We start from the raw sequence: 14172 nt of genomic DNA, 5'->3' as shown, positions 1-14172 counted from the left end.
GAGGAACAAGAGGCGCTCTCGACCGGACGGTTCGAGACGCCAGACGTCCCTATCACGTCCTGGAGCAACATGATGCCGGAAGCGGCGCTCGAAGTGGTCTCGAACCCGATCCTGCTGTTCGGCCAGTGGCTGGAGGAGGCGAAGACCACCGAACCGAACGATCCTGTCGCGATGACGCTGGCAACCGCCTCGGCGGACGGGCGGCCCTCGGCGCGCATGGTCCTGCTGAAGGATTTCGATGACCGCGGGTTCGTGTTCTACACTAACAAGCAGAGCAACAAGGCCGGGCAGCTGGCGGCGACGCATCATGCCGCCCTGCTGTTCCACTGGAAGTCGCTGCGCCGGCAGGTCCGGGTCGAGGGTGTGGTCGAGGATGTCGGCGACGCCGAGGCCGACCGCTATTTCGACACCCGTGCGCGCATTTCCCGCCTCGGCGCCATCGCATCCGACCAGTCCCGTCCGTTATCCGGTCGCGCCGAGCTGGAACGGCGTCTTGCCGAGGCCGATGCGCGCTACCCCGGCGACGATGTGCCACGTCCGGCGCACTGGTCGGGTTACCGGGTGCGGCCGCAGATGATCGAGTTCTGGCAGGACATGCCGTTCCGGCTGCATGATCGGATGGTCTATAGCCGGCAGGGCGACGCCGGTTGGCGGACCGAGCGGCTTTACCCGTAAGCTCTGCCAAACCGCACTCAAACCATTCGGACATACCGCCCATGGGCGACATCGCTGCCATCCTGCTGCCCCTGAACGGCGCCTCCACGGACGAGGCCGCCATCGAGATGGGTCTCGGCCTTGCCCGGCGCTTCTCGGCGCACCTGCAAGCCCTGCATGTCGCCACCGATAGTCGCGAGGTGGCACCGCTGGCCGGTGAGGGCCTGTCCGGCGCGATGGTCGAGGAAATGATGAGCGTCGCGGAGCGCGAGTCCGTGCGGCGCACCTCCCGGGCCAGGGTCCTGTTCGATGCGGCGTTGTCGGAGCCCAACGAGACGCCGGTCGTCCTGGTCGACCGGCTGCCGCACGGACCCGCCGCAGGCCGGTCCGCGACTGCCGGGTTCCGCTCGGTGATCGGGCGGGAACATGAGCTGGTCGCCCATGCGGCACGCCTGTCCGACCTGATCCTCATCCCGCACCCGGACTCGGACGATGCGATCTCCTCGTCGGAGGCGCTGCACGGCGTGTTGTTCGACAGTGGCCGGCCCGTGATCATCGCTCCCAAGGTCGTGCCGGCCAGCATCGGCCGCCGCATCTGCGTCGCATGGAACGGCACTGCCGAAAGCGCATCCGCGGTCTTCTCGGCGCTGCCGTGGATGGAGCAGGCCGAGGCGGTGCAGGTGCTCTATTCCGACGACTACCAGCGACGCGGCCCGGAAGCGGCGGAACTGGTGAACTACCTAGCCGGCCATGGCATTACCGCGACGGCAGCTGCGTTCTTCAAGCCGAAGGACGGCAGGGTCGGTGCAGGCCTTCTCGCCGCCACCACGGCGTTCGATGCCGACCTCCTAGTCATGGGAGCATACTCGCACTCCCGCCTTCGCCAGCTGATCATGGGCGGGGTGACCCGATACGTGATCGGCAACGCGACGCTGCCGGTCCTGATGGCCCGCTAGGCCGGGACCAGCCAGTTCGCGCTGCAATCAGATCCCGGGAAGCTCGTTGACCGCCACGACCCGCCAGGACGCGGGGTGGCGTTCCAGGATGGTCAGGGACAGGTTCTGCACCGACAGTCGCAGCGAGGTGTCGGCATCGACCCCGAGCGCATGCGCCGTCGCGGCGCGGATCGCGCCGCCATGGCTCACCACGACAATGTCCTGGCCATCATGGGTGTCTGCGAGGCGTTCGATCGCTTCGCCTACACGCTCCAGCACCTGCACCATGCTCTCGCCGCCCGGCGGCACTTCGTCGGCGGCCATCGGCCAGAACGGGTGCGCCGGCATGATCAGCCGCTCGGGCAACTCGTGGTGCTGAAGTCCGTGATAGTCGCCCATCGACTGCTCGATCAGGCCAGACTCGACCGACCACTCGGTGGCCGGATAGCCGGCCGCCTGGATTGCCTGAGCAGTGTGCTGGGTGCGTGAAAGCGGCGTCGTGACCCAGACCGCGTCGCGCGGCAGCCTGGCGGCCAGCGCTTCGTACATCGGCACCTGGGCGATCAGGCTTTCGGGGCACAACGGCACGTCCAGCGACCCGTAGAGCTTCATTCGGGCATTCTGCTCGACCAGAGCATGCCGGATCAGCCAGAAGCGCGTGATCCCCGGAACCAGGGTGGGTGTGTCGAGGAAGGCGGCGCGCTGTGTCATCGAAACCCTGTCATTGAGCGGAACATTCAGGTGCGGCTGGAAAGCCGCGCATCAGGTCAAACGTCGGTGGCAACAAAAGGGCAGGCGGCCCCTGTCACGTCTAGATGTTGAGCCCGGGGTCGGCACGGCGCTGCAGCGGCGCGTCCGAGGAAAAGCGCGGCTCCGGGTCGAGCCGTTCCAGCATGTCCCAGTGCCGGAGCAGCAGCCCGATCTTGTCGATGATCCGGCGAACATCGGCGATCTCGCGGGCCATCCGCGCAGCGCTGTCGAGCCCTTCATGCGACGGTTCGCCGGACAGCAGCCGGGCCCCGACCGAAATCCGGAGCGCTCCGGCCATCACCGACCCGAGCGTATCGTGCGCGACCGGCGCAGGCTGGCCGATATGGCATAGCAGCCGGGCCAGTGCCCGGTCGGCATCGCTGGCATCCGGCTCGAGGACGCTGCTGACATCGGCGTTGAGCCAGCGGTAGATCTTCCGCGCCCGTGCCACATCGAGAGGCCGTCGTGCCGGCAGGTCCGGTCCGGCGCCGGGCTCCAGCACCATGAAGCTGCGTATGGTCTGGAGCTGGTCCCAGCCCGGCTCGGCGGCTCCGGCATCATCGAGGACCAGGTCGATGCGCGACGGTGCCGGAACCTCGACCGCCAGGACGTCCGGACTGGATGCGATCGCTGCCTCGACGCCTGCGATGAAGCTGGCCGTCCGTTGCCGCGCCTCGATGTCCGGAACCCGCGCGAACGCCTGCATCTCCGCCAGTGCCGCCTGCCAGCGCAGCAGCATGCCCGGGTTGGCCTGATCGCCCAGCACGCTGGCCGCACCCACCGTGGCGCCCGACGGCCAGTCGGGGCGGCCGCCATAGTCGGCAAGCCCCGCGGGAAGCCGGGCGGCTGCGTTCAGGCTTGCCGCATGCAGCGCCGGCAGCAGCAACGCGCCGCAGAACGGCGGCCCGGTGAAGAATTTCGAGCCGGTGATCATCACCATCCAGCCGCGGGCGAGGTCCGCCTGCACCCGTCGCCGATCCAGCCGCGCCTGGCAGGCATCGACCACGATCTCGAGCCGGTCTCCCAGCCTGGCCTGCAGCATTTCCAGGCAGGCTTCGCTCGGTGCCAGCAACCCGGTCTTCGAGAGGTCGAGCCGATGCAGCAGCACCGTCCGCCCCTCGCCCGCTTCCGCCTCGACCATCCGGATACAGGCCGCATCGACGGCATCCGGTTGCAGCAGGCGGCCATCCTCGCCCCGGATCGCCACCTTGAGCACCCGTGTCGTGCCGGCGAATCCATCGATCCGCCCGCCCTTCACCACGTGCTGCCCGAGTGCCGTGTCGTCGGCGAAATGGCAGCCTGCCGCCGCCAGCGGCACGCCCGCACCGGTTTCCTCGGGCGCCAGCAGGATGTTGCTGATCGGGCGCGCCGCGCGATCGTCCCGGCCGGCCAACCCGCACATCGCCAGTGCGATCAGCTCGCTGTCGGTACCCGAGGCCGCGAGCACGACGCCGGACGATCCCGGGTCGGCCAGGCCATAATAATCGGCGATCGATTGCCGCACCTGCCCGGCTTCATGATCCAGCGCCCAACGCGCCCGTCCCTGTAAAGCCGCAACCGCCAGCCGTTTGCGAGCGGCTTCCGCACCACCGAAGCCACGCTCGGACAACGAGGATGCCGTCGAGGAGGCGAAAGTGATCGCCCAGGGACGTGGTCGGTGGCTGCAGCCGTAATGGTTGAGGCCGGTATGCGGATCGATCGCGAGCCGAGCGTCGCCACCCTGCGCCATCAGCGTCTCCGCCGGCCCGAGCAGATCCCAGCAGGCCGCCAGCCTTTGCATGACCGATGCCGGAACGACCGTATCGTCCTGGCCGATCCTGGCGGCGCGGAGCAGGCGGTAGGACGATCCCTGCAGGTTGCGCACCCGGCCCCACACCACGCCGAGCGCCTCCTGCCCGGGCATCCGGTCTGCGGCCATGACTGCAAGCCACGAGGCCGGATCCGGCGCCGGCGGCTCGTCCGCAGGCGCCGCATCCAGCAGCCAGAAGCGCGAGGCGGTGCGGGCCGCGCAGAGCCCGGCCAGGATCGGCAGGTCGAAGCTCTCGAGGTCGGGCGGCAACCCGATGCACGTGGCGGGCCGGGTCGCCGCATCAAGCAGCAGCGAGAGTTCGAGCGCGTGACGGATATGGAACGCGCAGATCCGCGGCGCGCCGAGGCACGCGGCACCCAGCACGACCTGACCGCCCGGATCGGCGCGGAAGCCGGTATCGAGCTGGGCATCGAAAACGACACGCTGGCGATCGGCGACGACGCGGAGGTCGGGGCGATCGAGGGCGGCCAGCAACTGGATGTTCAGGGCCTCGGCAAACACCGTCTGCTCCTTGGCAAGGGGCGAAGCCTTGCGGATAAGAATTCATGGTCGCAGCGGCAGGATACCGCTCGATGGCGGTGTTGGCGAAGGCACAGTCGTTAAAAAATCGTCTTCCGATACGATGCAGACGGCCGGTGTTCGTCGTCGAAGCGTGCCCGACTGTTGCTTGACATGCTTCTCGCTGCCAAGCTGACGTCGACGTGATAACGTGCCGGGGATGGGGTCGAGAATGCGGATTCTTCTGACAGGGGGGTGCGGTTTCATCGGCTCGGCAGTGGTCAGGCACCTGATCCGGTCGACCACGCACTCGGTCGTCAACATCGACAAGATGACCTATGCCGCGTCGCGCGACGCGCTCGAGGAAGCGCTCGACGACCCCCGCCATACCCTGGTCGAGGCCGACGTAGCCGACCTCGCCACCATGAAGGCGCTGTTCGCCGAACACCGGCCGGATGCGGTGATGCATCTGGCAGCCGAGAGCCATGTCGATCGCTCGATCGACGGTCCGGCGGTGTTCATCCAGACCAACGTGGTCGGCACCTTTTCCCTGCTGGAAGCCGCGCGCGCCTACTGGTCCGGTCTCGAAGGCGATGCGAAGGCGGCGTTCCGCTTCCACCACATCTCGACCGACGAGGTGTTCGGGGCCCTGGAAGCCAACGATCCGCCCTTTACCGAAACGACGCCCTACGATCCGCGCAGTCCGTATTCGGCAAGCAAGGCCGCATCCGATCATCTGGTGCGCGCCTGGTATCACACCTACGGTCTGCCGGCCTTCATCACCAATACCACCAACAATTACGGCTTCTGGCACTTCCCCGAGAAGCTCATCCCGCTGGTCACCATCAACGCGATCGAGGGCCGTGAGCTGCCTGTCTATGGCGATGGCTCGAACGTGCGCGACTGGCTGTTCGTCGAGGACCATGCCGAGGCCCTGGTGCGCGCGGTCGAGCTCGGCAAGCCCGGCGAGACCTACGCGATCGGAGCCCGCCAGCCACGCTCCAACCTTCAGGTGGTGCAGGCCATCTGCCGCACCCTCGACGAGCTTCGGCCTGATCCGGCCGGGCCGCGCGAGCGCCTGATCCGCTACGTCACCGACCGGCCCGGCCACGACTGGCGCTACGAGATCGACGCCAGCCATGCCGAGCAGGCGCTCGACTGGAAAGCGGGTCATGATTTCGAGACCGGAATCAGGCGGACCGTGCAGTGGTATCTCGATCATCAGGATTGGTGGGAGGCGATCAGGTCCGGTCGCTACACCGGTCAGCGCCTGGGGACTGCAGCATGACCAAACCAAGCGACTCCACGATGAAGGGCATCCTGCTCGCCGGTGGATCGGGCACCCGCCTGCATCCGATGACGCTGGCGGCCAGCAAGCAGCTGCTGCCGGTCTATGACAAGCCGATGATCTATTACCCGCTCAGCACGCTGATGCTGGCCGGCATACGCGACATCATGATCATCTCGACCCCGGACGACCTGCCGCAGTTCGAGCGGTTGCTCGGCGACGGCTCGCGCTTCGGCGTGCGCTTCGAATACCGTGTGCAGCCGTCGCCGGACGGCATCGTGCAGGCGTTCCTGATCGCCGACGATTGGCTCGGCAGCAGCCCCTGTGCGCTGGCCCTGGGCGACAACCTGATTTTCGCCGACCATCTCGGCGTGCTGCTGCGGGCCGCCTGCGCGCGTCCCGAAGGCGCCACCGTGTTCGCCTACCAGGTGCGCGATCCCGAGCGTTACGGCGTGGTGTCGTTCGACGAGAGCGGACGTGCGCTGGAAGTGATCGAGAAGCCGGCCAACCCGCAATCGAACTGGGCCATCACCGGGCTGTATTTCTACGACAACCGGGTGCTCGACTTCGCCAAGCGGATCAAGCCCAGCGCGCGCGGCGAGCTGGAGATCACCGACCTCAACCGCATCTATCTCGAAGAGGGCTCGCTGCATGTCGAGCGTCTCGGCCGTGGCTGCGCCTGGCTCGATGCCGGCATGCCGGACAGCCTGATGCAGGCCGGAACCTTCGTGCAGACCATCCAGTCCCGACAGGGCATGCTGGTCGGCTGCCCGGAAGAGGTCGCCTTCCGCATGAACTACATCGATGCCACCTCGCTGCGCGACCAGGCCCGCAAGCTCGCCAAGACCGAGCTCGGACGGCTGCTGCTCGAGCTGGCCGACGGTGTTCACGCCTGACACACCATTCGGAGGTCGATGGCCACCGGGCCACGGCCAAAAGGGACGACACATGAAGGTAGACCGCCTGGCCATTCCAGACGTGATCCTGATCACTCCGCCGCGCTTCACGGATAATCGCGGCTTTTTTTCCGAGACCTACAACTATCCACGGGTCCTTGCCGAGACCGGCATCGATCTGCCGTTCCTGCAGGACAATCACTCCTTCTCGCGGGAGCGGGGGGTCATGCGCGGCCTGCATTGCCAGCTGGCGCCGCATGCGCAGGGCAAGCTGCTGCGCTGCTCGAAGGGTGCGATCTACGATGTCGCGGTCGATGCCCGTACCGGCTCGCCGACCTACGGCAAGTGGGTCGGGGCCGAGCTGTCCGGCGACAACTGGGCCCAGCTCTGGATTCCGCCGGGCTTCCTGCACGGCTTCTGCACGCTGACCGACGATGTCGAGGTGCTCTACAAATGCACCGACGTCTGGGACAAGGCGAGCGAGCGCGCGGTGATCTGGAACTGCCCAGAGATCGGCATCGACTGGCCGATCAAGCCGGAGGAAGCGATCCTGTCCGACAAGGACATCCAGGCACCGCATTTCTCGGCTGCGGCCGGCTGGTTCCAGTACTGATGACCAGCCTTGCGTCCAACGCCGGACCGATCCTCGTGACCGGCGGGGCCGGCCAGCTCGCTACGTCCATGGTGCGACTGGGCGGACCACGCATCCATCTGGTCGGGAGGCCTGCGTTCGATTTCGACCAGCCTCAAACCCTCGCCGCGAGTTTTGCGGCAATCCAGCCGGTCGCCGTGGTGAATGCGGCGGCCTGGACCGCGGTCGATGCTGCCGAAGCCAATGTCGAGGGTGCCACCCGCGCCAACCGCGACGGACCGGAAATCCTGGCAACCCTCTGTGCCCAGGCAGGGATCCCGCTGATCCACGTGTCGACCGACTATGTGTTCGACGGCGACAAGGGGGCGCCCTATATCGAGACCGATCCGACCTCGCCCACCGGCGTCTATGGCCGCACCAAGGTGGACGGCGAACAGGCCGTGCTGGCCGCCAATCCGCGCACGATCGTTTTGCGGACCTCGTGGGTCTATTCCGCGACCGGCAAGAACTTCGTCCGGACCATGATCAATGCCGGCGAGAAGAACCCGGTCCTGCGCGTCGTCGGCGACCAGTTCGGCGGGCCGACTGCAGCGGACGATCTCGCGCGTGCCATCGTCGCGATCCTGGAGCGTATCGAGAGCGGTGGCTGGCAAGACGACTATGCCGGCATCTATCACGCTGCGGGCACCGGTGAGACCACCTGGCATGGGCTTGCGGTCGCAGCCCTGGAGGTTGCTGCCCGGCATGGCCGCACCATGCCGGAGGTGGTCGCGATCAAAACCGCCGACTGGCCTACGCCAGCCCGCCGCCCGATGGATTCGCGCCTGGATTGCGGCAAGCTGGAACGGGTATTCGGTATCCGTCTGCCGCCTTGGCGGGAGAGCCTGACAAACACGGTGGACGAACTCATGGCGCCCTCATCACTCTGACCTCCTCTCCGAACCGGGTCCTCCGGACGATAACCGTCGAGCCGGTGGCCCGGGCCTCCGCGACGGATTATCGACCTCGCGGCCTGTCCAGTCATCCGGACGGTCGGGTCCACCGCGATAGTCCTCCGGTGGCCGTGCTGCTCTCGACCTACAACGGCATGCGATATCTGCCGGAACAGCTCGAGTCGCTCGCGCGCCAGGACTTCCGGCGGTGGTCGCTGATCTGGCGCGATGACGGCTCGACCGACGGCACGGCTGCCCTGATGCAGGCGTTCGCCGCGCGTTACGGCGAAGCGAGCTGCCTGCCGATGCCCGACCAGGCCGGCCATCTCGGCATTGCCGGCTCGTTCTTCACCTTGCTGCACCAGGTACCCCCGGACACGATCGCAGCCTTCGCGGACCAGGACGACATCTGGCTGCCGGACAAACTCCAGCGCGGCGCCGAAGCGCTTGCGGCGGTTCCAGTTGACCTGCCTGCCCTCTATTGCGCCCGCCAGCGCCTGGTCGACAGGAACCTGGCGCCGCTCGGCCTGTCGCCGTACCGGGGAGGGCCTGCGGTTTTTCCGGCGGCCCTCACCCAGAATGTGGCGACCGGCTGCACCGTCATGCTGAACCCGGCGGCGGTGGCGCTGATCGCTGCCAGCAATCCGCCCGACGGAACGCTGCACGACTGGTGGTCCTACCTTGTCGTGAGTGCGGCGGGCGGGCGGCTGATCGCGGATCCGGTGCCGGTGGTGCTGTATCGCCAGCATCGCGCGAACGCCATCGGCGCGCCGCACTCGTCGGTCAGGCGCGGGATGATGGCGGTGCGCCGTGGTCCGGACGAGTTCATGCAGCTGTTTCGCCGTCATGTTCGTGGGTTGGTCGCTAATCCGCAGGCACTCTCGCCGTCGGCGCTGCACGATCTGGCGCTGCTGGATCGGGCCCTGTCCGGTGGTCCGCTGGAACGGATGCGCGCGATGCGCCGGATCAGCGGCCTGGTTCGTCAGACGCGGGCGGAAACCGCCCTGTTCCGTCTATGGTTCCTGATCGGCTAGCAAGCCTGATCGTGCTGACAGGATGGATGAATGAACAGGAACACGATCGGCCTGATCTGGGTCGGTGGCCTAGTGCTCGCGGTACTGCTGACCGTGATTGGCCCGGGCATGCTCGGCACCACGCTGGCAGGCGCGCTGGACCGTAGCTTCGATACGGTCTCCCGGGTGCTGGCGCAGCTTGGCGATCCGCTGCGGGAGATGATCCGTGGCTTCGCGATTGCCGCCTACGTGGTGTTCATCGTGCTGTGCGTGCTGGCGCGCCGGAGAGGGATGCCGTCGATGACCGCGGCGATCGTGGTGACCCTGCTGTTCCTGCTGTTGGCAGGCGAACCGCATGACTGGGGCCGGTCGCTGCATGGCTCGCACTGGCTGCTGGCTCTGCTGCTGACGGTCGGCGGGGCGTTGCTGATGACACGACGTCTGCTGTCCGGCGGTGCGTCCGACCGATGGTCCGGGAGATCCCGGAACTGAACCCGGGTTCTACGCTGGACATATAACATGTCCGCTAATACACGTTCTGTCATCGCGTGATAACTTGACGTCCTGTCGCTCATGATGGTTTTCTCCGGCTGACGCATCAGCCAGAGAACGGAGCACGCGATGCTCGACATGACTGCAGGAGTTCGGACGCGAACCGGCTCGGCTCCGGCGAACCGCACGAGCCGTTCTGTCGCCCGCCGCCCTTCACGCTTGTTCGCCTGGCTTTCCGGCAATGGCATGCGCCGGGCGGTCTCGCCGCTGCTGATCCTGGCGATCTGGCAGGCGGCTTCCTCGTCCGGCCTGGTTTCGCCACAGACCCTCGCCTCGCCCTGGCGCATCCTGGTCACCATGCGCGGCCTGATCGCCGACGGCAGCCTGTTGCACAATCTGTCGGTTTCACTGGTCCGGGCCGGGAGCGGCCTGGCGATCGCCATCGTCGCCGGCGTCGTCCTGGCGCTGATCGCCGGCCTGTCCCGCGTTGGCGAGGATGCGATCGACGGGCCGATGCAGATGATACGCACCTTGCCGGCCCTGGCCCTGGTGCCGTTGTTCATCCTGTGGTTCGGCATCGGCGAGACCCCGAAGATCGCCCTGATCGCCCTTGGTGCGCTGGTCCCGATCTATCTCAACCTGTTCAAGGGCATCCGCTCGGTCGACCCGAAGTTGCTCGAGATGGGCCGCACGCTCGGCCTGTCGCGGGCCCAGACGATCCGCGACATCGTTCTTCCCGGTGCATTGCCGGACCTGCTGGTCGGCCTGCGCTTCTCGGTCGGCATCTCATGGCTGATGCTGGTGGTGGCCGAGCAGGTCAACGCCAACTCCGGCATCGGCCACATGATGATGGATGCCGAGGACTTCCTGCGCACCGACATCATCCTGGTGGGTTTGCTGATCTACGCAGCCCTGGGGTTGATCAGCGACCAGATCGTACGGACGATGGAGCGGGTATTCCTGGCCTGGCGGCCGCAGACGGTCGGGCTGGGCCGGCGCGGATGAACGCCATCGATCCACGTCTGACCGAGCGCCCGTCCATCCGCGTCGAGGGGCTGAGCCGTCGTTTCGGCGGGCCGGCCGTGCTCGACGACCTCGACCTGACCATCGAGCCGGGCGAGTTCGTATCCCTGCTCGGTCGCAGCGGGTCCGGCAAGACGACGTTGCTGCGCACCCTGGCCGGGCTCGATCCGGTCGAGGAGGGCGCCGTATCGGTGCCGCGCAATGTCGCCGTGGTGTTCCAGGAGAGCCGCCTGCTGCCCTGGCGGCGGGTCTGGCAGAACGTCGCCCTCGGACTGCCCGGCCGCGATGCGCGCGATCGCGCCGTGGCGGCACTGGAGGAAGTCGGCCTCGGCCATCGCCTCGATGCCTGGCCACTCACGCTTTCCGGCGGCGAGGCCCAGCGCGTTGGGATCGCCCGCGCCATGGTGCGTGAACCGGATTTCCTGATGCTGGATGAACCGTTCGCCAGCCTGGATGCACTGACCCGGCTGCGCATGCAGGCCATGGTGGCCGAGCTCTGGCAGAAGCACCGCTGCGCCGTGTTGCTGGTGACCCACGATGTCGACGAGGCGCTGCTGCTCGGCGACCGGGCCGTCGTGCTCGACCACGGTCGCATCTCCAGGAACCTGCCGATCCATATGGCGCGGCCCCGGCGCCATGATGATCCTGAGTTCGCGCCGGCGCGGCGGGCCCTCCTAACCGCCCTGGACGTTGAGATCGCTCGATAACGGGCTGTGTCGGCGATCCGACGCGGGTCTCTGCGCTGCCGGTGCTCACGGCCCGACGGCCGCTCCGCTCCGGTTCTCGATACCCACGACGGGCGCTCCCCCGAGGGGGAGCTCTCACTCGGCACAGCCCGTTCTCGAGCGATCTCTCACCGCCGAGATCAAGGAGACTTGTTCAACCGGCCAGCGTTGCTACAGCCGATAAGGCTTTTCCGCCCCGGTTACCTTAACCGCCGCCCGTGTTCCCGACGGGAGCTCTCGTTCGGCAGCGCGCTCTTGCACTGCCGAGGCTGGCGCTCAGCGTTTGGCGGCGGGCGCTCCGACGTTGGCGATCATTTCGCCGAAGGGGCCGGCGTTGCGGGCGGGGGCGTAGCCGTTTCCGGTGGTGGATCTCAGGGGGAGCTTGGGGAAAACCAGCTCGGCGAAGCGGTAGCATTCCTCGAGATGCGGATAACCGGACAGGATGAACCGGTCGATCCCGAGCGCCATGTATTCGCGCATCCGGGCCGCCACTTCGTCGGGGTTGCCGACCAGGGCGGTGCCGGCGCCGCCACGCACCAGGCCGACGCCGGCCCAGAGGTTGGGCGATATCACCAGCCGGTCGCGGCCGCCCTTGTGCAGTTCGGCCATCCGCTGCTGGCCGACGCTGTCGAATTTGGAGAATGCCGCCTGGGCCCGCGCGATATCCTCCTCGCTGACGTGGCTGATCAGCGCGTCCGCCTCGCGCCAGGCCTCCTCGGAGGTCTCGCGCACGATCACATGCAGCCTGATCCCGAACGACAGGGTGCGACCGCGTGCGGCCGCGAGCGCACGCACGGCGGCGATCTTCTCGCCGACCGCGGCGGGCGGCTCACCCCAGGTCAGGTAAACGTCGACCTGGTCTGCCGCCACCTGCTGGCCGACCTCCGAGGAGCCGCCGAAATACAGCGACGGATACGGCGCCTGCACCGGCGGATACAGCAGCTTCGCGCCCTGCACGCGCAGGTGCCTGCCTTCGAAATCCACCGTCTCGCCGGCCATCATCCGGCGCCAGACCTGGAGATATTCATCCGTTGCCTGGTAGCGCTCGGTATGGTCCAGGAACACCCCGTCGCCGGCCAGTTCCGCCGGATCGCCGCCGGTCACCACATTGACCAGCAGGCGTCCGCCGGACAGCCGGTCGAAGGTCGCCGCCATCCGCGCGGTCATCGATGGCTCGGACAGGCCGGGCCGCACCGCCACCAGGAACCGCACCCGCGAGGTCAGCGGGATCATCGACGATGCGACGACCCAGGAATCTTCGCAGGATTTGCCGGTCGGCAGCAGCATCCCGAAATAGCCGAGCTCGTCGGCGGCACGCGCGATCTGGCTCAGATAGTTCAGGGTGACGTGGCGTGCACCGACCTGCGAGCCGAGGTAGCGCCCGTCGCCATGCGTCGGCAGGAACCACAGCACATCCGCCTCGCGCGCGGCATGATCCGGCTCCAGGGGGCCGGCGGGATTAAGAAGGTCGGAGCCAGGGTGTGTATCGGGTGCCAAGGTCGCAGTCTCCTGACGATGCGAACTAAATCACGTTCGACAATCGTTTAATTTAGCCAACAGGCTGGATCAGCTCGTGACTTCATGCAATGCACGAAGAAAGACAAGGGACCATGCAAGTGGCGATAACCAGACGCACTGTTGTTTCTATGGCAGCACTCACGGTTGCCGGGATTGCCGGGCGGCGAGCCAGGGCCGCCAGCCCGCGCACGATCCGGATCGGCTACCAGCGCTACGGTACCCTCATCATCCTGAAGCATACCGGCTACCTCGAGGCCGAGCTTGCCCATACCGGCGACAAGGTCGCGTGGAGCGAATTTCCGGCCGGACCGCAGATGCTGCAGGCGATGGGGGCCGGCGCGATCGATTTCGGCATCACCGGCGATGCGCCGCCGATCTTCGCCCAGGCGGCCAGCAACCGCGTCGTCTATGTCGCGGCCGAGCCGGTGGCGCCGTTCGGCGAGGCGATCATCGTGCCGAAAACCAGCACCATCCGCGATATCGCCGGCCTGAAGGGCAAGACCGTCGGGCTGAACCGTGCGTCGAACGTCCATTGGCTCCTGCTGGCCGCCTTGTCCAAGGCCGGGCTCACGATGGCCGACATACAGCCGGTGTTCCTCATCCCCGGTGCCGCCCGCCCGGCCTTCGACAGCGGTCGCCTGGATGCCTGGGCGATCTGGGACCCGTACCTTTCCTCGGTGCAGGCCGCGTCCGACCCGCGCATCCTGACCTCGGCCGGCGGCGTGGTCGGCAACCGGCAGTTCTTCCTGGCCGATCGCCAGTTCGCCACACGTAGTCCGGACCTGGTCCATCTGCTGCTGGCCCAGATCAACCGGTCGGACAGCTGGACGCAGGCGCACAAGGATCAGGTCAGCCAGTACCTCGCCACCGATACCGGCCTGCCCCTCGCTGTAGTCGCCAAGGCGGTCGACCGCCTGACCTTCGGCGCATCGCCGATGACGCCGGACGTGGTCGCCGAGCAGCAGCGGATCGCCGACGCGTTCTTTGCCCAGCATCTGATCCCGACGCACCTGACCGTGCAGGATGCGGTCTGGGTGCCCGGCTGA

Annotated in this window: 14 protein-coding genes; 11 read left to right on the top strand and 3 right to left on the bottom strand. The window is 67.3% G+C overall.

Features of this window, described 5'->3' with window-relative positions:
- Positions 1-69 precede the first annotated feature (69 nt).
- Together pdxH and HN018_RS21140 are read left to right on the top strand one after the other, a co-directional pair.
- Positions 70-675, top strand: coding sequence for a pyridoxamine 5'-phosphate oxidase (gene pdxH / locus HN018_RS21145; protein ID WP_239478880.1), 606 nt, complete (start codon positions 70-72; stop codon positions 673-675).
- A gap of 41 nt (positions 676-716) precedes the next feature.
- On the top strand, positions 717-1610 hold the full coding sequence (locus HN018_RS21140; RefSeq protein ID WP_171836958.1) for a universal stress protein: 894 nt from the start codon (positions 717-719) through the stop codon (positions 1608-1610).
- A gap of 27 nt (positions 1611-1637) precedes the next feature.
- On the opposite strand, the gene HN018_RS21135 is transcribed toward HN018_RS21140, so the two are convergent.
- Both HN018_RS21135 and HN018_RS21130 read right to left on the bottom strand, forming a co-directional pair.
- Complete coding sequence (locus HN018_RS21135; protein WP_171836959.1) at positions 1638-2300, bottom strand: histidine phosphatase family protein; 663 nt, start codon at positions 2298-2300, stop codon at positions 1638-1640.
- 100 nt (positions 2301-2400) lie between these two features.
- On the bottom strand, positions 2401-4650 hold the full coding sequence (locus HN018_RS21130; protein ID WP_171836960.1) for a hypothetical protein: 2250 nt from the start codon (positions 4648-4650) through the stop codon (positions 2401-2403).
- 229 nt (positions 4651-4879) lie between these two features.
- Between HN018_RS21130 and rfbB the strand changes: the two genes are divergently transcribed.
- The 8 genes from rfbB to HN018_RS21090 all read left to right on the top strand — a co-directional run bounded on the left by rfbB (position 4880) and on the right by HN018_RS21090 (position 11590).
- Positions 4880-5935: a dTDP-glucose 4,6-dehydratase gene (rfbB, locus tag HN018_RS21125; protein ID WP_171836961.1), complete on the top strand. Its 1056-nt coding sequence runs from the start codon at positions 4880-4882 to the stop codon at positions 5933-5935.
- Between the two features lie 20 nt (positions 5936-5955).
- On the top strand, positions 5956-6831 hold the full coding sequence (gene rfbA, locus HN018_RS21120; RefSeq protein WP_171837065.1) for a glucose-1-phosphate thymidylyltransferase RfbA: 876 nt from the start codon (positions 5956-5958) through the stop codon (positions 6829-6831).
- Between the two features lie 52 nt (positions 6832-6883).
- Positions 6884-7444: a dTDP-4-dehydrorhamnose 3,5-epimerase gene (rfbC, locus tag HN018_RS21115; RefSeq protein WP_171836962.1), complete on the top strand. Its 561-nt coding sequence runs from the start codon at positions 6884-6886 to the stop codon at positions 7442-7444.
- Positions 7444-8352, top strand: coding sequence for a dTDP-4-dehydrorhamnose reductase (gene rfbD, locus HN018_RS21110; RefSeq protein ID WP_171836963.1), 909 nt, complete (start codon positions 7444-7446; stop codon positions 8350-8352). The genes rfbC and rfbD overlap by 1 nt, the downstream gene beginning before the upstream one ends.
- 128 nt (positions 8353-8480) lie before the next feature.
- Positions 8481-9389 (top strand): glycosyltransferase family 2 protein, encoded by a 909-nt coding sequence (locus HN018_RS21105; protein ID WP_171836964.1) that lies wholly within the window; start codon positions 8481-8483, stop codon positions 9387-9389.
- 30 nt (positions 9390-9419) lie between these two features.
- Entirely contained in the window at positions 9420-9860 is a 441-nt protein-coding gene (locus HN018_RS21100) for a hypothetical protein (protein ID WP_171836965.1), read from the top strand.
- A 246-nt stretch (positions 9861-10106) separates the two neighbouring features.
- Positions 10107-10865 (top strand): ABC transporter permease, encoded by a 759-nt coding sequence (locus tag HN018_RS21095; protein WP_171837066.1) that lies wholly within the window; start codon positions 10107-10109, stop codon positions 10863-10865.
- Positions 10862-11590 (top strand): ABC transporter ATP-binding protein, encoded by a 729-nt coding sequence (locus HN018_RS21090; protein ID WP_171836966.1) that lies wholly within the window; start codon positions 10862-10864, stop codon positions 11588-11590. Before HN018_RS21095 ends, HN018_RS21090 begins: the two co-directional genes overlap by 4 nt.
- A gap of 294 nt (positions 11591-11884) precedes the next feature.
- Here the strand turns inward: HN018_RS21090 and ssuD are convergent, their stop codons facing one another.
- A complete protein-coding gene (ssuD, locus tag HN018_RS21085; RefSeq protein WP_171837067.1) occupies positions 11885-13054 on the bottom strand; it encodes an FMNH2-dependent alkanesulfonate monooxygenase in 1170 nt (389 codons plus the stop codon).
- Between the two features lie 200 nt (positions 13055-13254).
- On the opposite strand from ssuD, the gene HN018_RS21080 reads away from it, so the two are divergent.
- The gene (locus tag HN018_RS21080) at positions 13255-14172 is read left to right on the top strand and encodes an aliphatic sulfonate ABC transporter substrate-binding protein (protein WP_204259603.1); all 918 of its coding nucleotides are present in this window, start codon (positions 13255-13257) and stop codon (positions 14170-14172) included.

The organism is Lichenicola cladoniae (genome assembly GCF_013201075.1).
Classification (GTDB): Bacteria; Pseudomonadota; Alphaproteobacteria; order Acetobacterales; family Acetobacteraceae; genus Lichenicola; species Lichenicola cladoniae.
This window is presented reverse-complemented; position numbering and strand designations above follow the sequence as displayed.